Raw genomic sequence first — 18,885 nt, 5'->3', positions numbered from 1 at the left:
ATGAGTATAGCATGTTACCGGAAAACCTCAAAAGACTTTGTTTCAGTTTCTTTCTAACGCTTTTATGCTGCGGTGTAAAAACGTGAGATGAACGGCCGGCAATCCGCAGCTTTCCGCTTCTTTTACAAGGTAGCCGATAATCGCATCAACCTCTGTCCGCCTGCCTGCCATGATATCGACGAGCATGGAAGAATGATTTTTTTCCGTCAGTCTGCACACTTCGCAAACCTTGTTCCACGCTTTTTCTCTATCGGCGAGGCCAAGAATTGTCTCCGCTTCTTCAAATACGTTTCTCATATACTTTTTGTAAGCGTCATTTCTTAACAGCTCTCCGTTTTTCACGCGCAGCAATGCAGTTAACGGGTTGATGCATACATTTATGATCAGTTTTCCCGTTAACAGCCGATACCAGTCGTTTTCATCATATACGGGAAAATCCCGGTGCATGCCGGAAAAGATGCTTTTGATCGTTTCCGGCCGGGATGCGCTGAATACACTCCATCTTACGGCTCCCGCTCCCGTATGTTCAACGGCATGATCTGATATCTTTTTTGCTCCGTGCTCAACTGTGCCGGCATAAAGCGAATGATCTGTTTGCCAATCTTTCATGTCGTGTATGTGTCCCATGCCGTTTTGCAAAAACAGCACATTCGTCCCTTTTATCGTCTCAAGATCCCGCAGCACAGCACTGAGCTGATGCTGTTTAACGGCTGCGATTAAAAGGTCGAATCCGGAAGTGATGCCTGTTTGTGCTCTGCATGCCGCCGTACATTCTATTCCGTCTTTCAAAAGCCGTATACCGCCTGAGTTAATCGCATCAGCCTGCTCCGTCCGCCGCGTAATGACCGTTACCTGATGGCGGGACGATAAGTAGTAAGCACATAAAAGGCCTACCGCTCCGCCGCCGATAATTCCGATTTTCACACTGTCACACCCTATATCTGCATTTTTCCATATTATCATAGCAGAAGCCGCCGCAAATTACTTCAATTTCGTTTTGAGCAAAAAGACTGGCAAGCATATTATAGTTGGAATTTTCAATTAAAGCGTTTACAATAATGGTAGAACACAACAAAGGGGGAGTTTGTGTTGAAAATAGAGCGACTGCTCATCAACTTTAAGACACTCGAAGAATTTAAAAGGTTTAAGGAATACGGGATGCAGGAGCTGTCGATGCTTGAAGATCTTCAGGATAATATCATTGAAAATGACAGCACCTCGCCTTTTTACGGGATTTACTTCGGGGATAAACTAGTGGCGAGAATGAGTTTATATCAGGTAAACGGAGGTGCGAATCCGTATTTTGATCAGCGTCAGGACTTTTTGGAACTTTGGAAGCTTGAGGTTCTTCCGGGCTATCAAAATAACGGATACGGAAAAGCGCTTGTTGATTTTGCAAAATCCTTCAGAATGCCGATCAGGACAAATTCACGCATGAAATCAGCAGATTTCTGGGATAAGATGAATTTTGAGCCCGTTAAATATGATATGGCGCGTGATAAAGGAGAAAATCCTTATATCTGGCATCCCGATATGGACGGTGAAATGACATCCGGAGAAACGGCATAATAAAAAACCGGCGGGGCGCCGCCCCCAGGCCGGTTCATTTTACAGGCTCTGCGCCGATTTTCTGTCGTCTTCTTTTGAATTGACCATCCTTCTCGCTCTGTCCATAATGTCAATTAGCGCTTTATAATCTTCTTCCGTCATCTCCAGCTTGTTTCTCAAGCTTTCATTTTCCTCACGCAGATCCTCGACTTCTTTTTGCAGCGCGGTCAGCTGTTCTGTGAGTTTTTCTTTTTCATGACGCACATCCGCTGCGGCCGGCGACTCTTTAAATTGCTGCAGAAACAAAATGACATCATCAATGGACAGCTCTTTTTCTCCTTCCGCCCTGCGGATCGGAGGCTGTTTGACGGTTCCCGGCATATTGGCGGAATGCACCCCGATCTGCTTTCTTAATTCCTTCCGCTGTTTTTTCGCCAGTTCTATCCCTGACTGATATTGTTTTCTGACATAAGAATTCCATCTGAACCCGCAGGCGGCAGCCGTTCTCGTCAGCGCTCTGCCGACTTCTTCAAAAGCGGAAAGCTGGGTCCCGCCTTCCCGAATATGCCTGAGCACCACTTCGGCCAGCAGCAAATCTTCATCTTGCGTCCACGCGTCTTGTCTCGTTATCGTCAATCGTATCTCCCTCCATATTTGCTCATTTACCTCATACATATGCCGCTGATAGATTAGATAGACTACTGGGGCTCACAATTTTTTCGGCGGAAGCAGGCCGGAGGGGCAAAAAAAAAGAAAAGCGCAGGAACCGAGATTCCCGCGCTTTTCTTCATACATTAATTGCTTTTAACATTTATGTCTTTGCCGTTGTATGATCCGCATGCTTTACATACACGGTGAGACAATTTCATCTCTCCGCATGACGGGCATTCTGTCATACCAGGTACATTTAGTTTGAAATGTGTACGGCGCAATCTTTTTTTCATTTTAGAAGTTCTTCTAAAAGGTACAGCCATTATTCCCACCTCCTTAAAGAGTTAAGATTCATCATCTTGTGTTAAGAGCTTTTTCAGATCCGCAAGTCTGGGGTCGATTTGATTTTTCTTGTCTTCCTCAGAAATCACTTGCCAATCCTTCCCCACTTGGGGAGCGGCTCCTTCTTTTTGTTCAGTTTCACAAAAGACTTGCATAGGAATTTCTAAAAGAATCTCTTCTTTTACGATCGGAGTTAAGTCGACGGTATCGTCTTCAGCAATATGAACGTCCTCATCTTCTATATCATCCGACTTATGAAATCTAAACAGTTCTTTTGTCGCGATTGTAAATGGATACGGCACATCAACTAAAGTTCTTGAGCACGGCAAAACCATTTCGCCTGAAATCGTAAAGTCAAACGAAACTTGCTTGGATTCAATCTCCGCGCGGCCCTTCACCTGGACGGGAGAAATGCGGCGGATGTCAGAATTCAATTTTGTCAGCTCATTTAACTCAACTGTTTCATCAAATTCAAAGCTCTTTTTCGCCATTTGATGAAGCTGATAAATCGTCCATTTCATTTGTATCACCTCAGGAAAGCAACAAACATGATTATAGCTTTTCAGAATGTTTTTGTCAATATTTTTTCTTTACAGCATAATGCCGCCGTCATGCAATCGTTGACAGCCGGATAGGCTATGCATACACTAAACGAAACGGACTAAAATATGCACTTCATTTGCAAATGTACCACACGAAGCAAAACATAGCAAGAAAGGCGGGACAAATATGAAAGCAGTCGGCCTGGTTGTTGAATATAATCCCTTTCATAACGGACACCGCTATCATGCGGAACAAGCAAAAATCAAAACGGACAGCAGCGTCGCGGCGGCGGTGATGAGCGGCCCTTTTTTGCAGCGCGGGGAACCGGCCGCCGTCTCAAAGTGGGCCCGGACAAAAATGGCGCTGGAAAACGGCGTGGATATCGTCATTGAGCTCCCTTATATATATGCCGTACAAAAAGCGGAATTATTCGCGCGCGGCAGCGTTTCGCTTCTTCATCATTTAGGATGCAGCAGCTTGTTTTTCGGCAGCGAAAACGGGCGGATCGAACCCTTTATTGAAGCGTCTGAAGCGTTCAGCCGAAAGGAAGATGACTGCAGCCTGATTCTGAAAGAGGAGCTGAAAAAGGGTCTCAGCTATCCGGCCGCCGCCTCAAAAGCTTTTTCACACATATTCAAAGGGCGGGACATGCTCGATTTGTCCAAGCCGAACAATATTCTCGGTTTTCACTACGTTAGAGCGATACACACCTCCGGTTCCGCTATGAAGCCTTATACAACAGCCAGAATCGCTTCCCAATATCATGACGCCGAGCTTCCCGGAGATAACAGCCGGATAGCCAGCGCAACAAGCATCCGGAGAGCGCTGATAGAAAAAGGAACGGCGGCCGCAAAGAGCTTTCTCCCGGAAGCATCTGCGCGTCAGCTGGAGGCATACAGAAATTCATACGGAATATGGCACAGCACGGAAGACTATTTTTCATATGTAAAATACAGCCTCAGCACTCTTTCCGCTGAAGAATTGAGCCGAATCTATGAAGTGGAAGAAGGCCTTGAGCACAGAATTCTGCGCACCATCAGACAAGCCCGATCCTATCGCGAAATGATGGAACGATTGAAAACAAAACGATACACGTGGACGAGGCTGCAGCGGATGAACACGCACATTCTGACACGGACGAAAAAAGAAGACATGCATCGGCTCTTGCAGCCTTCAAGCGCTCCTTATATCCGTCTTCTCGGAATGACGAAAAAAGGACAGGCGTACCTGTCGGCAAAGAAAAAAGAGCTTACCGCACCTCTCGTCAGCAAGCTCTCTTCTTTCTCTCATCCCGCTCTGGATCTGGACATACTGGCGGGACGGGTTTACAGCCTGCCGATAAAAGAACCTGAACGCACATTGTTTGAGAAGCAGGAATTTTCACAAGCCCCGATCCGCTATGATGAAGACGAAAAGCGTTTTTTGAATGCGTAAAAAAAGCACCTGACTGTATCAGGTGCTTTTTACTTTCATCTGATCCAAATAGTCAAGTGCGTCCTGCATGGTGTCGACAGGGACGATCTTCATATCGGACTTGATTGCTTTCGCCGTTTTTACCGCATTTTTGTAATCAGAATTTTCAGCTCCGTTTTGATTCGGCGCAAAGAAAATATCTTTTCCCGCTTTGTCTGCGGCGACGACTTTCTGATCGATTCCGCCGATCGGTCCGACTTTGCCGTCCACGTCGATTGTCCCCGTTCCGGCTATATTATAGCCTTTTGTTTCGTCAGGTTTTGTCAGCTGGTTGTAAATTTCTAAAGACATCATGAGACCCGCAGAAGGCCCGCCGATGTTTTCAATGCTGAAATGAAGATCCGGCTTCACTTTCACGTTCCGGTCCGTATATAACGCGACGCCGATTCCCGCTCTTTTCGGGTCGTCCGGGAATGATTTCAGCACAATGTCAACGGTCTTTTCTTTCGTGTCCCGTTCAATGTGAAACGTTACTTTTTCCCCCGCTTTTTTGCTGCTGATATAATCAATCAGCTTTTCAGCGGATTCGTATGTTTTCCCGTCCGCGCTGATGATTTTATCACCGACCTCTATTTTTCCTTTTGCCGGCATGTCAGAGACGACTGAGCTGGCATAAATGCCGTTAAATGAGTATTTCACCTGTTTCCCGGCTTTTTGATAAGCGGCAATGACCGCGTTTTCTTGGGAGCTTTTCATCATTTGCAGCTGGCGCTTCATATAATCCGAGTCCGATTCGCCCTCTTCTTTTATGCTTTCGTCAGGGACGATTTCATCGTAAGGATGCACTTTCGCCCAAAGATATGTATACGGATTGGCAGGGCCTACTTTGACAGTCATCAAGGAAAGGCTTCCTTTTTCAGGATAGCCTCCGTCCACCTTAATCAGCGGTCTCAGCTCTGATGCTTCTCCCGGCTGTGTGATGTAATACGGAAGCTTAATAAATGTAACAGCGATTAATAAGATCAGGATGATAAACACCCAGCGAAAATGTTTTGCTTTCATATGAGTTAGCCCTCCCAGTTCTCTATTTCTTGTTTAATCCGGCCGATCATCCGGTCTGCGGCTTCTTCGCCCGCTGTGATCATATGATCAATGTTGGCAAAAGAACTTGAGCTGAATGATTCAAGAGAAGGGCGGATCATGACGTCTGCGGCAATGGTCTGGTGACGGACCAATTCATTTTGCAGTATATCCATACTTTGCATGATTACATCAAAAATATGTGCCGCCTTTTCCGTTTTTTTCACCCGGGATACGTCAGAGGCGATGACGATATCAGCACCCATATCTTTTACGGCGGAAACCGGTATTCTGTCGACCACCGCGCCGTCGACTAACATACGTCCGTTCATTTTTTGCGGGACGAAAACGCCCGGTATGCTGATGCTCGCTCGGACGGCTTCGGATACTGAACCTTTCGTAAAAACAAGCTTTTCGCCGGTCTGAAGGTCGCAGGCCACAATGCCGAGCGGGATCCGCAGTTCTTCTATCGGCTTGCCGTACGTATAGGCATGAACGAGCTGCCTGATGCGGTCTCCTTTTAAAAAACCAAGCCTCGGCATCGTATAATCCGCGTACAGCCGCCGTTTAAATGCTTTAGCGACTTTTTTCATCGTGGCCACGTCATGCCCGGCCGCATAAAAGCTCCCGACTAATGCTCCCATGCTGCTGCCGGCAATCATATCAATTGGAATCTGATGCTTATGTAAACTGGATAACACTCCGAGATGAGCGATGCCTCTTGCCCCTCCCGAACCTAACGCTAACCCGATTGTAGGTTTGGCCAACGCGACGAACCCCCTAATAGACATCCTATACATGAATTCTATGGTCTAAATTGAACCCCTATGCTCGTATATTAGTACAGGATGACAAATAGGTACTTGCCCGGCCGCCTTTAAGGTCTGTTCTATATTTTATCATGATATAAATGTCAGTGTGCAATTTTAGCATCGGGGAGGTAAGAATGAATTTGTCTAAGTTTCATACATTTTTGATTTCATTGTTTTTCATTTTTTTGACGGCGACGGTTATTTCACACCCTCAGGCCTCATTCGAAGCCTCCAAAACCGGTCTTTCCATGTGGTGGGAGGTAGTTTTTCCTTCATTGCTTCCGTTTTTTATTCTATCTGAGCTTTTAATCGGATTCGGCATTGTCAAGTTTGTCGGCCTTTTACTCGAACCCTTTATGCGTCCCATTTTCAGAGTGCCGGGGGTCGGCGGATTTGTACTGGCTATGGGCATGGCTTCAGGCAATCCGGCCGGCGCGAAGCTGACTGCACGGCTGCGCCAGGATAAACAAATCTCCAGAGTAGAGGCTGAACGCCTCGTCTCTTTTACCAATTCATCCAATCCGTTATTTATATTCGCTGCTGTGGCAGTCGGCTTTTTTCATAACGCGTCTCTCGGCATTCTGCTGGCATCGGCTCACTATCTCGGAAACATCGCCGTCGGCCTGACGATGCGTTCATACGGACGGAAAGAAGAAGCGGCGTATACCGGTAAAAAGACGATCGCTCTCCCTTCTCTGAAGGAAGCATTTCTGGCCCTCCACAAGGCGCGGCTTTCGGAAAAGCGGCCGCTCGGAAAAATTTTGGGCGACGCCGTCACCTCTTCTGTACAAACCTTGCTGATGGTGGGCGGTTTTATTATATTGTTTTCGGTTTTCAGCCGGTTATTATCAATCGTACAAGTCATGGATGTGCTTTCTGTATTTACAAACGCGCTGCTTTCGCTTTTTCATCTTCCGGCAAATCTGGACATCCCTCTTATCAGCGGGATGTTTGAAATTACACTTGGGAGCAAACTGGTCAGTGAAGCTGATGCCGACTTGCTGCCGAAAGCCATGATTGTGAGTTTTATTCTCGGGTTCAGCGGCCTTTCCGTACAGGCCCAGGTAGCCGGCATTTTATCGGAAACAGATATCCGCTTTAAACCGTTTTTCGCGGCGCGTATCCTTCAGGGCATTTATGCCGCACTCTTTATTCTCTTACTGTGGAAGCCGCTTTACCTTGCATTGGACGAACCTTACCAGTCCGTATTCCTCCCTTTCCGCGATCAGGAAGCGGTATCTGCTGTCGTCAGCGGATGGAATACACTTGTTGAAACCGGACCCGCCATCACGCTGACAGCTCTCGCCGTATACGCATTGATTTATTGTTACAGGCTGTCAGCACGGACAAAAAAAGGATGAGACGCCAATCAGCGCTTCTCATCCTTTAAATTTCTGCTTCAGCGCCTGTTCAACTTCCGGAGGAACAAACTCTGAAACAGGCCCGTTATATTTTGCGACTTCTTTTACGATGCTTGAACTTAAAAAAGAGTACTGATTGTTCGTCATCATAAAAAAAGTTTCTATTGATTCGTCGAGCACGCGGTTGACGGAAGTCCCCTGCATCTCATATTCGAAGTCAGAAACGGCTCTGAGCCCCCTGATAATCGCCTTCGCCCGCTTTTTTTTCGCATAGTCGATTAACAGTCCCTGTGACGTCTCGACCGTAACATTCGGTATGTCTTTTGTCACTTCTCTTAACAGCTCACATCGTTCCTCAACTGTAAACAGCGGCTGCTTAGAAGAATTATTGAGCACGCATACGTACACCTGCTCAAACACGTTTGCCCCCCGTCTGATAATGTCCAGATGTCCGTAGGTAACGGGATCAAAACTTCCGGGACATACAGCTATACTTGCCACATCACTACCCCCTATTTCGGTATATCGTCACTCCTGTAAGCCCGTAAATTTCCCTTCTTGTTACGGAAAGCGCGCCGACGGCTTCAGGAAGCGCAACGGCTTTATCATGCTCGGCTACGACAAAACCGTCTTCATTCAGCATGTTCTGCTCATCAATCATTTCGATAAGCGCTTTCAGCTTTTGCTCCTTATACGGAGGATCTAAGAAAATTCCGTCAAAACCTTTTTCCCGTTTCGCCGCGGCATAGAGAGCCCGCTCTGCATCATTGCGGTATACTTCCGCTGAAGACAGCAGATCAAGCGCTTTGATATTCGCTTTTACCGTTTGGATGGCTTTGAAATCACGATCCACAAAGATACAGCGGTCAAATCCGCGCGACAGCGCTTCAATCCCGAGACCGCCGCTCCCCGCAAATAAATCCAGCCCCGTTCCTCCGTCAAAATACGGGCCGATCATATTAAAAATAGACTCTTTTACTTTATCCGTCGTCGGCCTTGTTGATGTGCCCGGCACAGCCTTTAAGGCTCGTCCTTTTCTTGAACCGGAAATTACTCTCATTATTCACACCACTTTTTCTGAAAACTTTGATGTTTCTCATCGGCTGAGCCGTTATGTATCAAAACAATCCTTATCTTATCATAAAGCATTCTTTCAAACAATGAACGTGAAACCGTGTATACATATTCACATTCCTGTCAAGACTAAGTGTAACAGCATCAATGAATGATGTTGTTGCCAACCGCGGAGAAGACTTACGTTTCCCCATAAGTTCTTCCTCCGGTTTCTCCTCTCCCTTTTCCTTCTCCTTAACTTGTTAAGGAATAGAAGGACCCCGCAGGTATCTGCGGGGATTTTTTTATATGCCGATTTTATAATCGTACTCTTTCGCTTTATCAAGCTTTGATTCAAATTCCAGCTTTAAAAAAGGTTTATAAGAAGGCTCTACCTTCTTCACATAAGAATAAGAAGAAATCTTTTCCATTGTTTTTTCGATTAGATCCATATCGCAATACAGCACAACGTATTTCAGCCGCTTGGAAACATAATGAACGTTGCCGAATTTTCTCAGCATTTTGCTGTGTTTTAAAGAATGCAGATATACGATTATGCCTTGGCGCTTATTTTCCATCATGATCACCCGCCTGACTTTCTGTTCATTTTATGTAAAAGACGAGACGGCCGTCTCGTCAGGAAACTTTGCATCCGCAGCCGCCGCCGGAACCGCACCCGCCGCCGCAGGATGACAGGCCGTCAAAATAAGGATTCCCCGTCGGAACTTTTACATGCTCCGAGACGGCCGTTCCGAGTTCAATGCTGATCTCGTCAAGCAGCGACTGAAGCTCAGTCTCCGCTTTTTTAAATTCGGCCACCTTATCGTTTAAATCCAGTTCCCGCTTCATTTCTCTCATTTTGCGGGAAATCTCTCTATAATCAGGATGGTATTTGCCAAAGCGCTGCACATCCTCATACTGCTCTTTAACGCTCATAAAAGAACGAATGATCCGCCCTGCCTCTTCATCTTCACGGAGACGCTTGTAACAATCGCGGTAATTTTCAGCCGTCTCAGACTGCAGAATCATGCCGGCAAGCTGCTCCGCTTCACTTTGAAGCTTGACGGACTCAATTGTTGCATACATAAATACGCACCTCCAGTTGCTAGTTTACCATGAAACCACCCAATTGGAAAATGCGGCGTTTAAACGCTTTTTAATCCTGTGAACGCATGGCGTGAACCATCTGCATCATCATCTGCGCCATTTGAATCCCGTTTGAGAATTGGCTTACCCGATGCGGTATCGTCTTTTCATAAAAATTCATCATGTCAAGCTGAAAGGAATTGAGATCGTCCGGTTTTCTCGCAAGTCTGCGGTACCAGACGGGACGCTGCCGTATAAACCGTTTCCGTTCCTCATCTGCGGATATGAATTCCTGAACCTCTTTTCGCATACACGATCCCCTTCTTTAATCCTTTCTGAACGAAAAAGGATGTTGTCCGGAGCCTTGCCGGGGCTGCTTCGTGCTGCTCCCCGAAAATTGGCTTAAAAGGCTTTGCAATGATGAAATGGACTGGCTCATTTTATTGATCTGCTCATTCATTTGGTTGATATCCATCTTTTTGACGGCAGTGACCATTTTTGAAACGAAATCGTTTTTTTCAGCTGGTTCCTGTTTGGTTTCCGCGTCGGAAGAAGGCTGAACGGCCTCGTCTTTAAAAGGATCCCATATCGGATCATCCTCGCCCAGAAGAACCCAATTTTCATAGACTTCCTGCCAGCTCCTTTGTTCCTTGCGAACATTTTGGATCAGTTTGGGATGCTTTTTTACGAATTGTTTAAAATCATCGATTGATTGCCGTGATTGCTGATTCGCCACAATTCTCACCCCCTCCGAAAAGTTTTGCCTGCTATAATGTATCGGTTCATTCGCCTTAATGTTCGCCTAAATTGCGAAAAAAAGCAGGTATATTTTTTTCAGCAGGAGCGCCGCTCGCGAAAAAACATAAAAAAACCGCGGGGGACGCGCCCCTCTGCGGTTTTTACTGCCAAGGCTTAATGAAGTTTTGCGTATAATACTTCCGGTCCACGCCGACACCGAGGTGCGTATAATCCGGGCTTAACAGCGCCTTTCTGTGGCCTTCGCTGTTCAGCCAGCCCTCCACGGCGGCAGGACCGTCCACATAGTTGTAGGCAATATTTTCACCGGCCTCCCGGTATTTCACATCGCCTTTTTCTAAGCGGTCCTTCAGAGTCCCGTATTTCTTTGAGACGTGAGAGAAATACTTGTTATCCTTCATGTCCTTGCTGTGGCCGAATGCCACTTTTGCGGCGCCTTCGTCCCATTTCAGCCTTGCCAGTCCGTGTTTCACGCGGATGACATTTGTAATGTCGAGAATCTGCTGCTCACTCGCTCGTTCAATGTCGTTCCATTTTTCATCAGAAACTGGCTCGGGTTCTGTCAGCTTTCCTCTGTACATGACTTCATACGGCCTTTGTTTCACAAGTGTTTCCGCATCAAATGCCCTGATGCTTGACAGATTCCCGTCAAATTTGTCCATGTACAGCTGAACATACATTCCGCCTATCTTGACGGTGGGACGGGTATTGATATCTTCTTCAGAAAACTCGAACCGATACGTGTTTCCCTTGTCAGTCACATTGACAAAAGGAGAAACCTGCGTCGTTTTAAAAACTTCGCCCGTCGATTCGCCGATCTTAAACGGTTTTGCGTTGATGCCGCTTCCCGAAGCGTACAAAGTCACGGCTTTATCATTCAAAATACCGACTTGTACGTATTGGTCTTTCCCCTGGTTGTACACCCACCACTCGTAATCGTAGGCAGAAGGATCTTTCCGGGACGGTTCCCCAAGTTTCTTTTTCACATCGGCGGCAGATTTCCCCATGAGAGAAAGCAGTCCGGATGACGGCATTTTCAGCCGTTTTCCGCTCTCTTCTTCATTGGAAACCTGAGGCTCCTCCTGATCCGTCTTTTTCTGAGGAGCCGATCCATATTGTATAAACAGAACATACGCTCCGTAAATAAGCAAAAGGATAACGAGAGCCCTTGCGATATTTTTCAACCTCTCACCCCCATATGTTCAAACCGTTCTGTTTTTGTTTACTCTTATACAGTACAGCCTATTTGCATCGTCCGTGATTTATGTTTAATGGATAAACCCCTCCGGACCGCCGTCTTCAGAAATGTCAGACAGCGCCCGGCCTGCTTGCTCATTTGATTGCTCGGCCAACGAAAGATCGCCGAGCGTAACAATGCCGACCAGTTTTTTATCCTTTGTGACGGGAATTCTTCTGAGCTGATGTTCAGCCATCAAATGGAGCACCTCCTCCACAGAGGCGTCTTCTTCTGCACTGATAACCCGCTCTGTCATTGCGTCGGTTATTTTTTGAGAGTTCGGCTTTTTTGAAGCAATTCCCCGTAATACGAGATCTCTGTCTGTCACGATCCCGACAAGGGTCGCGCCGTCTTCATCCACTATCGGAATGGCGCCGACATCCGCGTCTTTCATCTTCACCGCAGCTTCATATACATTATCTAATACTGTACAATATTGCAAGTCTGACGTCATGAGCTTATTGATCTTTGTCATTGCGGAATTCCTCCTTTTTCTGCTACTATTGTCGTCAAATTTTTCTTTTTGCATACTTTCACCGTATGAATCATTGAAAGTGTAACGCTTTCATACTATGATTGTCAGGAAAGGGCATTTTTAAAAGGAGGGGGAAGGTTTGAAGTTTGAAAACAGCGGTCTTGAAGGGGTAACAGCGGAGCTCAGCCGCTTGAATGATCTGATGGAAGGTAAAGGGCTCATTCTGGCTGGACAATGGGATTATGAAAGAGTGACTTACGACAAAAAGTTTTCAGTACCTGAGGGGACATTTTATCTGCGGATTCAAGGAACGGCAAAAGAGGGCGATGTCGGCGGCAGCCGGGCCGTGATTCAGCTGAAGGCCCCTCTTTTAGGAAAGCATTATTATCCGCACGGCGTAGAATACGGCAGTGCTGAAGAATTTCCGGAACATGTTGTCGCTGAAAGCAAAGCTTTACTGCTTGAATTGGAAGAGTCATTAAAAACAGTGCAAATGTAATAAAAAAGTACAGCATATTCTGCTGTACTTTTTTTATGAGACGGTATGCTCGATATACGGCGGCTCTGACAGCGTATCTTTTTCCCGTTCCGTTCTGACCCACTGAAAAAAGATGACAGCCAAATATGTTCCGTAGACCGCCTCTTGAATGATTTTCATCAGCACTGCCCCAAGCTGCTGATCTTCCAGAGGAGGCAGCGTGTTAAACATCTCCGGTCCGGATAAAGGAATCTCCTCCAGCAAATCTAAAGGAACGCAAAGCTTCATTGCTTCGGCCCAAGCCGCCGGATCTGTATACGTGGCATACATGGGCGCCCCGCTGAACATAATGAGCGCGCAGGCCGGCGTTAACAGAATCCCGTCTGCCATAATATACCCCAGCTTCATTAAACCGCTGAGACGGGGCAGACCGTCCACCTTATGCACAAGCGGCCACCACATAAAAAACGCCGTTACAAAGATGAGTCCGTTCATCAGCGTGTGATACAGCGAATCCGTTTTGACGAAATCAAATATAAACGGGATGTGATACAGTGAAAAAATACCGTTAAACAGCACTAATGCGATAAGCGGCATTGAAAAGAACGAAAACAGCGGCTTTACGACAGGACGGAAGATCAGTTTTTTCCATGCCCAGCCGGGAATTCCGGAAATCAACAGCGGCGGTACGACTAAAAACAGAACCGCCATCTGCGTCATATGGGCACTGAACATCACATGGCCCAATAAATCAACCGGACTTCCCGCAGCCGTGTAAAAAAATAGCGCGGAAAGCACAAACAGCACCTTCTCCTTAGCGGCCACACGTCCTTTATGCCGGCTGCACCAGTAAAAGTAAATACCTGTTATCACGGCAGTTATACAAAACAGATACGGGCTCCACATTGCGCGAAACCCGAACATTTCCAAATTAATCAAATCTCTCACTCCCCGCCGTCCCGATTACCACCAAATAATCGTGACAAATGCAAGCACGGTGATAAACGCGACAAATATTCCCGAATACAGAAATAATGACGGCGCTTCATGCCCCTTCTGGCTCATATGCATAAAGTAAAACAGCTGAAAGATGACCTGGATGACCGCAAGCAGGATCAGAAACGGCATCGTAAACCATCCGGCAATGCCGTCAGCAGCCACCGTCAAAAACGCGACAAGCGTAAGGCCGATCATCAAACCGAAGGATATGACCTGATATTTCATCTCCTCGGCATTTTTCTTTTTCCGATATTCGAGATCCGTACTGACAGTCCCTCTGTTTTTGTTATCGTCCATCGTTATCCCACCATCCCCATCAAATATACAACGGTAAAGATAAAGACCCACACGACATCGATAAAATGCCAATATAAGCTGGCCACATAATATTTCGGCGCATTATAAAGGCTGAGCCCTCTTTTCGCATTCCGGATCATAAGCGCGCTGATCCACAACAGCCCGAACGCCACGTGTGCTCCGTGTGTGCCGACCAGCGTGTAAAACGCAGAGCCGAGCGCAGAGCTTGTAATGGTAAAGCCGAATTCGTGAGTGTAATGCATAAATTCATAGATTTCTACCCCTAAAAATCCTGCTCCCAATAAAACGGTAACCAAAAGCCACACCTGCATTTTTTTAAAGGAGAAATTTTTCATATGATACATCGCATACACACTCGTTAAGCTGCTCGTTAAAAGAAGCATCGTCGCGATAAACACGATCGGCAGCTCAAACATCTCAGCCGTTGACGGCCCTCCGGCTTTAGATTCCCGTAAAGCAAGAAATGTCGCAAATAGCGAGGCGAACAGAACCGTTTCGCCGCCGAGAAACAGCCAAAATCCCAAAAACTTATTTTTCCCCTCCAGCGTTGCTTTTTCAGGAGAAGCCGGAAAGGTTTCAGCCGTCATTTTTTCCTGCAGCTGCATTACGCCTTCACCCCTTTATCATCATTCGGCAGATCTTCTTTGTGAATATGATAGCCGTAATCATCGACCACAGAGCGAAGCAGCATGGTAAAGAATGTGATGCCGAGCCCTATGAAGATAACCGGAAGCCCCCATGAATAATCGGAGTGGTATAAAAACCCAAACGCTGCGACAAACAGCCCGAAAGATATGATAAACGGCATGATGGAGCCGTTCGGCATATGAATGTCCTCTACAGGCTCTGCAGGCGCCATCCCTTCATTTCCGGCCTGCTTTTCAATCCACAGCGGGTCAAGTCCCCGGACAAACGGAAGCTGTTTAAAATTATATTCCGGCGGCGGCGAAGAGACCGCCCATTCAAGCGTACGACCGTCCAGCCACGGGTCGTTCCCGACGTATTTCCCCTTTATTGAGGTATAAATAATATTGACCACGAGTAAAGCAGCCGCGCCCGCCATGAAAAACGCGCCGATTGAACTGATCAGGTTGCCGGTATCAAGACCCTGGCCGGGCAGATATGTGTAAACGCGCCGCGGCATTCCCATCAAGCCGAGGAAATGCTGAATGAAGAAGGTAAGATGAAACCCGATAAAAAATAAGACGAACGAAATTTTTCCCATCGTTTCATGAAGCACCTTCCCGAACATTTTCGGCCACCAGAAATGCACGCCCGCCAGGATGCCGAACACAACGCCGCCGATAATGACATAGTGGAAATGCGCTACGACAAAATACGTATCATGGAACTGATAATCTGCCGCTGCGGCCGCCAGCATGACACCCGTGACTCCTCCGAGTACGAAAGAAGGAATAAAGGCGACGGCATACAGCATAGGCGTCGTGAATTTGACATTTCCTCCCCAGATGGTCAAAAGCCAGTTGAAAATTTTAATGCCCGTAGGCACCGCGATCGCCATCGTCGCAACCGCAAATATTGCATTAGCGATCGGTCCGAGTCCCGTCGTAAACATGTGGTGAACCCAAACCATGAACCCGAGAAAGCCGATCAGCACGATCGCAAAGACCATAGACGAATAACCGAACAGACGTTTCCTCGCAAATACGGGAATGATTTCTGAAAAAATCCCAAAGGCGGGAAGAATTAAAATGTATACTTCCGGATGCCCGAAAATCCAAAACAGATGCTCCCAGATTATCGTATTGCCGCCCAATTCAGGATTAAAGAAATTCGTTCCGAACAAACGATCCAGCATCATCAGCGCCAAACCGACGGTGAGCGGAGGAAATGCGAATAAAATGAGTGCCGACGCCACAAATGTCGTCCACGTAAACAGCGGCAATCTCATATACGTCAAACCCGGCGCCCTCATATTAATAATCGTGGCGAGAAAATTGATCCCCGCAATCAGCGTACCTAAGCCTGATATTTGCAGGCCGAGCACGAAAAAGTCTATGCCGTGCCCTTTCGAATTCAGCGCAAGCGACGCGTACGACGTCCATCCTGCATCAGGAGCGCCCCCTAAAAACCAGCTCAGATTCAAAAAGATGCCTCCGAAGAAAAACAGCCAAAATCCGAGCGCATTCAGAAATGGGAACGATACGTCACGCGCCCCGATCTGCAGCGGCACAACCGCGTTCATCAGCCCGAATAACAGCGGCATCGCCGCCAGGAAGATCATTGTCGTGCCGTGCATCGTCATAATTTCATTAAACTGCTGCGCACCCATAAAATCGTTCCCCGGCCTCAAGAGCTGAATCCTGATAAGCATGGCCTCAAGTCCGCCGACGACGAAGAAAAATCCCCCGGCGATCATATATAAAATCGCGATTTTCTTATGGTCAACCGTCGTCAAATAATCCCAAAGCAAAGAGCTTTTTCTTTGCTGTCCTGTAAGCGTATTCATCATTTGCGACCTCCCCCCTGATATCTCCCTGTCCTCACTTGTTCTCCGCTTTCAGCCCTTTTAAATATTCATACAGCGCATCCGTTTCAGCGTCCGAGAGCTTCGGATAAGTCCCTGTCATTTTATTGCCCGGTTTAATGCTGTCCGGATTTTTCAGCCAGGCTTTTATATTCTCTTTATTCGCATCCTTAATGCCGGCCACTTTGACCCGCTCACCGAAGGTAGCGAGGTTCGGAGCCGTTCTTGCCGCTTCAGCCCGTTTATCATTGGGCTCAACCGCATGACAGCTCAGGCAGTTTTTTTCCTTAAAGAGCTCTTCTCCTTGCGCGGCTAAACCGGAATCTGTTGTATGCTTATAATTTTTCATCGCTTTCGTCCATTGTTTAAATTCTTTTGACGGCAGCGGTTTCACTTTGAAATCCATCAGCGCATGTGAAGGTCCGCACAGCTCTGCGCATTTCCCGAAGAAATATTCTCCCGCTTCTTTGCTGCGTTTAGAATCGAAGGTCAGAAAGAAAGTATTGTCATTATCCGTATTCGTATCGATTTTCCCCCCGGCTGACGGAATCCAGAAAGAGTGTTTCACATCTGAGGACTTCAGCTTGAAATAGACGCGTTCATCTGTGGGAACGATCAGCTCCTGACTTGTCACAAACCCGTAATCAGGATACTCGAATTCCCACCAGTATAAATTCGCCCTTACATTAATCACGAGCGCATCCTCTGCTTTACGGTTTTTCTTATCCATCGGCGACGTATCCGCCAGCGCCAATGTGTCGATGACAACCGGAATGACAAGAATAATCAGAAGCAGGATCGGAATAACGGTCCAGGTGATTTCTAAAAAACGGTTCCCCTCCACCTGTTTCGGTATCGTGTCTTCCCCTACACGCGACCGTCTGAATCTCACAATGACGTAAAAGAAAATAACTGCTACGACCGCAACGACGACAACCATGATAAGTGTGCTGAGCACCGTCAGATCATATTGTTTATCAGCCACTTCGCCGGCAGGCTTGAGTGTGGACAGAAACGGTTTTCCACAGCCGCTCAATAAAAGCGGCACTAAGGCTAATAATGATAAAAGACGCCAACGCTTTAACATTTCACCCAACCCCTTTTTTGAATCAGTACGAGATGCACAAGCAGTAAATCTGCTTCCAGCCGAAATACTTCATTTCCTCATTTCTTAAAATATGAGATTTTTTACTTAAAATTCCATCTATGTATAAAAGCAAAGCCGCCTGATTAAACAAAAGGTCAAGGCGGCGTTTACTAGTTGTCATTGTTTGTTTTGGCGATCAAACAAGCTCATTATTCAATTAAAACAGCGTGAAGACCACCATCGCTACAAAATAAATGGTCATGTAATTAAGCGAATAGACAAACATAAGAGTTGCCCACTTCATGATGTTTTTCATACGGAATCCCATCAGTCCGAGAACAAGCCATCCGACATTCAGCAAAGTGCCGAGAATGACGATCGGAAGACCGAGACTGCCGAGGAAAAACGGAAGAGGCAGCAGGCATGCGACCCAGACGATAATCTGTCTTTTCGTCACTTCAAAGCCGTGCACTACCGGAAGCATCGGAATATTCGCTGCTCTGTAATCTTCCGTCTTTTTAATCGCAAGCGCTAAAAAGTGCGGAATCTGCCAGATGAATAAAATCATGAATAAAACCCACGCGACAACACCGATGTGCCCTTCAACCGCTGTCCAGCCGATTAACGGCGGCACGGCGCCTGATACACTTCCGACAACCGTATTAATCGTATAACGGCGTTTCGTCCACATTGTATAAAGAACAACGTACGTAAACACGCCGATAAAACCGATGACTGCTGCCATCACAGTGGTCATCAAGAGCATGATAAGTCCTAAAGCAATGAGTAAAATTCCTGACCACAGCGCTTGATTCGGCTGAATCTTTCCGGTTACCGTCGGTCTTACTTTCGTGCGTTCCATTAAATGATCAATATCACGATCGTAATAGTTGTTAACCGCACAAGAACCGGCGATGATCAAAGAAGATCCTATTAATGTAAGAAGCACGGTGTTTAAATTGCCTAAAAAACTCAGACCGGATATATGTAACGCAAGCCACATGCCGGTAAAAGTCGTAATTAAATTCGAATTGACGATTCCTATTTTGATAAGCGAAAGGAAATCCTTCCATGCCGTCGTCTCTTCAATCTGTCCGTCTATAGCTGTATCGTTTAAAATTCTGGAATTAGCCATAACGTAAACCTCCCTTACAAACC

24 protein-coding genes are annotated in these 18,885 nt (G+C 46.6%); 4 read left to right on the top strand and 20 right to left on the bottom strand.

Annotated elements, in window-relative coordinates; all coding sequences use genetic code 11:
* Positions 1–42: 42 nt before the first annotated feature.
* Positions 43–924, bottom strand: coding sequence for a 2-dehydropantoate 2-reductase (locus tag ACNFN4_RS15195; protein WP_031303996.1), 882 nt, complete (start codon positions 922–924; stop codon positions 43–45).
* A gap of 162 nt (positions 925–1,086) precedes the next feature.
* On the opposite strand from ACNFN4_RS15195, the gene ACNFN4_RS15190 reads away from it, so the two are divergent.
* Complete coding sequence (locus tag ACNFN4_RS15190) at positions 1,087–1,569, top strand: N-acetyltransferase (protein ID WP_007611262.1); 483 nt, start codon at positions 1,087–1,089, stop codon at positions 1,567–1,569.
* Positions 1,570–1,608: 39 nt separating this feature from the next.
* On the opposite strand, the gene gerR is transcribed toward ACNFN4_RS15190, so the two are convergent.
* The 3 genes from gerR to ACNFN4_RS15175 all read right to left on the bottom strand — a co-directional run bounded on the left by gerR (position 1,609) and on the right by ACNFN4_RS15175 (position 3,062).
* Positions 1,609–2,184 (bottom strand): sporulation-specific transcriptional regulator GerR, encoded by a 576-nt coding sequence (gene gerR / locus ACNFN4_RS15185; protein ID WP_014417712.1) that lies wholly within the window; start codon positions 2,182–2,184, stop codon positions 1,609–1,611.
* Positions 2,185–2,342: 158 nt separating this feature from the next.
* Positions 2,343–2,522 carry a 50S ribosomal protein L32 gene (gene rpmF / locus ACNFN4_RS15180; protein WP_003154457.1) on the bottom strand — a complete coding sequence of 60 codons (180 nt, stop codon included), beginning with the start codon at positions 2,520–2,522 and terminating at the stop codon, positions 2,343–2,345.
* Positions 2,523–2,543: 21 nt separating this feature from the next.
* A complete protein-coding gene (locus tag ACNFN4_RS15175) occupies positions 2,544–3,062 on the bottom strand; it encodes a YceD family protein (protein WP_053285001.1) in 519 nt (172 codons plus the stop codon).
* A 208-nt stretch (positions 3,063–3,270) separates the two neighbouring features.
* On the opposite strand from ACNFN4_RS15175, the gene ACNFN4_RS15170 reads away from it, so the two are divergent.
* A complete protein-coding gene (locus tag ACNFN4_RS15170) occupies positions 3,271–4,518 on the top strand; it encodes a nucleotidyltransferase (RefSeq protein ID WP_021493721.1) in 1,248 nt (415 codons plus the stop codon).
* Positions 4,519–4,536: 18 nt separating this feature from the next.
* Here ACNFN4_RS15170 and ACNFN4_RS15165 read toward each other — a convergent pair whose 3' ends face one another.
* Positions 4,537–5,559 (bottom strand): SepM family pheromone-processing serine protease, encoded by a 1,023-nt coding sequence (locus ACNFN4_RS15165; protein WP_182072684.1) that lies wholly within the window; start codon positions 5,557–5,559, stop codon positions 4,537–4,539.
* 5 nt (positions 5,560–5,564) lie between these two features.
* Positions 5,565–6,344 (bottom strand): patatin family protein, encoded by a 780-nt coding sequence (locus tag ACNFN4_RS15160; protein ID WP_014304961.1) that lies wholly within the window; start codon positions 6,342–6,344, stop codon positions 5,565–5,567.
* Positions 6,345–6,523: 179 nt separating this feature from the next.
* Between ACNFN4_RS15160 and ylbJ the strand changes: the two genes are divergently transcribed.
* Positions 6,524–7,750: a sporulation integral membrane protein YlbJ gene (gene ylbJ, locus ACNFN4_RS15155; RefSeq protein WP_053573413.1), complete on the top strand. Its 1,227-nt coding sequence runs from the start codon at positions 6,524–6,526 to the stop codon at positions 7,748–7,750.
* An 18-nt stretch (positions 7,751–7,768) separates the two neighbouring features.
* Here ylbJ and coaD read toward each other — a convergent pair whose 3' ends face one another.
* From coaD to ACNFN4_RS15115, 8 genes are all read right to left on the bottom strand, one after another.
* Positions 7,769–8,251 carry a pantetheine-phosphate adenylyltransferase gene (gene coaD / locus ACNFN4_RS15150; RefSeq protein ID WP_014417707.1) on the bottom strand — a complete coding sequence of 161 codons (483 nt, stop codon included), beginning with the start codon at positions 8,249–8,251 and terminating at the stop codon, positions 7,769–7,771.
* Between the two features lie 4 nt (positions 8,252–8,255).
* On the bottom strand, positions 8,256–8,810 hold the full coding sequence (rsmD, locus tag ACNFN4_RS15145; protein ID WP_007409693.1) for a 16S rRNA (guanine(966)-N(2))-methyltransferase RsmD: 555 nt from the start codon (positions 8,808–8,810) through the stop codon (positions 8,256–8,258).
* Positions 8,811–9,108: 298 nt separating this feature from the next.
* Complete coding sequence (locus tag ACNFN4_RS15140) at positions 9,109–9,381, bottom strand: YlbG family protein (RefSeq protein WP_014417705.1); 273 nt, start codon at positions 9,379–9,381, stop codon at positions 9,109–9,111.
* Positions 9,382–9,439: 58 nt separating this feature from the next.
* Positions 9,440–9,889: a YlbF family regulator gene (locus tag ACNFN4_RS15135; RefSeq protein WP_003154472.1), complete on the bottom strand. Its 450-nt coding sequence runs from the start codon at positions 9,887–9,889 to the stop codon at positions 9,440–9,442.
* A gap of 70 nt (positions 9,890–9,959) precedes the next feature.
* The gene (locus tag ACNFN4_RS15130; RefSeq protein ID WP_003154475.1) at positions 9,960–10,199 is read right to left on the bottom strand and encodes a YlbE-like family protein; all 240 of its coding nucleotides are present in this window, start codon (positions 10,197–10,199) and stop codon (positions 9,960–9,962) included.
* 15 nt (positions 10,200–10,214) lie between these two features.
* Positions 10,215–10,625 (bottom strand): YlbD family protein, encoded by a 411-nt coding sequence (locus tag ACNFN4_RS15125; RefSeq protein WP_007409691.1) that lies wholly within the window; start codon positions 10,623–10,625, stop codon positions 10,215–10,217.
* A 163-nt stretch (positions 10,626–10,788) separates the two neighbouring features.
* Positions 10,789–11,829 (bottom strand): CAP domain-containing protein, encoded by a 1,041-nt coding sequence (locus tag ACNFN4_RS15120; RefSeq protein ID WP_014417703.1) that lies wholly within the window; start codon positions 11,827–11,829, stop codon positions 10,789–10,791.
* 84 nt (positions 11,830–11,913) lie between these two features.
* On the bottom strand, positions 11,914–12,357 hold the full coding sequence (locus ACNFN4_RS15115; RefSeq protein ID WP_014417702.1) for a CBS domain-containing protein: 444 nt from the start codon (positions 12,355–12,357) through the stop codon (positions 11,914–11,916).
* A gap of 139 nt (positions 12,358–12,496) precedes the next feature.
* Here ACNFN4_RS15115 and ACNFN4_RS15110 point away from each other — a divergent pair, with 139 nt between their 5' ends.
* The gene (locus ACNFN4_RS15110; protein WP_007409688.1) at positions 12,497–12,856 is read left to right on the top strand and encodes a YugN family protein; all 360 of its coding nucleotides are present in this window, start codon (positions 12,497–12,499) and stop codon (positions 12,854–12,856) included.
* A gap of 33 nt (positions 12,857–12,889) precedes the next feature.
* On the opposite strand, the gene ctaG is transcribed toward ACNFN4_RS15110, so the two are convergent.
* From ctaG to cyoE, 6 genes are all read right to left on the bottom strand, one after another.
* Complete coding sequence (ctaG, locus tag ACNFN4_RS15105; protein WP_100261768.1) at positions 12,890–13,774, bottom strand: cytochrome c oxidase assembly factor CtaG; 885 nt, start codon at positions 13,772–13,774, stop codon at positions 12,890–12,892.
* A 24-nt stretch (positions 13,775–13,798) separates the two neighbouring features.
* Entirely contained in the window at positions 13,799–14,131 is a 333-nt protein-coding gene (gene ctaF, locus ACNFN4_RS15100; protein ID WP_007409686.1) for a cytochrome c oxidase subunit IVB, read from the bottom strand.
* 2 nt (positions 14,132–14,133) lie between these two features.
* Positions 14,134–14,757: a cytochrome c oxidase subunit III gene (gene ctaE / locus ACNFN4_RS15095; protein ID WP_003154482.1), complete on the bottom strand. Its 624-nt coding sequence runs from the start codon at positions 14,755–14,757 to the stop codon at positions 14,134–14,136.
* Complete coding sequence (gene ctaD / locus ACNFN4_RS15090; protein WP_007611227.1) at positions 14,757–16,625, bottom strand: cytochrome c oxidase subunit I; 1,869 nt, start codon at positions 16,623–16,625, stop codon at positions 14,757–14,759. Before ctaD ends, ctaE begins: the two co-directional genes overlap by 1 nt.
* 31 nt (positions 16,626–16,656) lie before the next feature.
* The gene (gene coxB, locus ACNFN4_RS15085; protein ID WP_014417699.1) at positions 16,657–17,727 is read right to left on the bottom strand and encodes a cytochrome c oxidase subunit II; all 1,071 of its coding nucleotides are present in this window, start codon (positions 17,725–17,727) and stop codon (positions 16,657–16,659) included.
* Between the two features lie 217 nt (positions 17,728–17,944).
* Positions 17,945–18,862, bottom strand: a complete 918-nt coding sequence (gene cyoE, locus ACNFN4_RS15080) for a heme o synthase (protein ID WP_003154486.1) — start codon at positions 18,860–18,862, stop codon at positions 17,945–17,947.
* Positions 18,863–18,885 lie beyond the last annotated feature (23 nt).

The sequence above is a fragment of the Bacillus sp. N1(2025) genome, assembly GCF_053470005.1.
The sequence above is the reverse complement of the archived record's forward strand: the minus strand, read 5'-3'. Positions and strand labels throughout refer to the sequence as shown.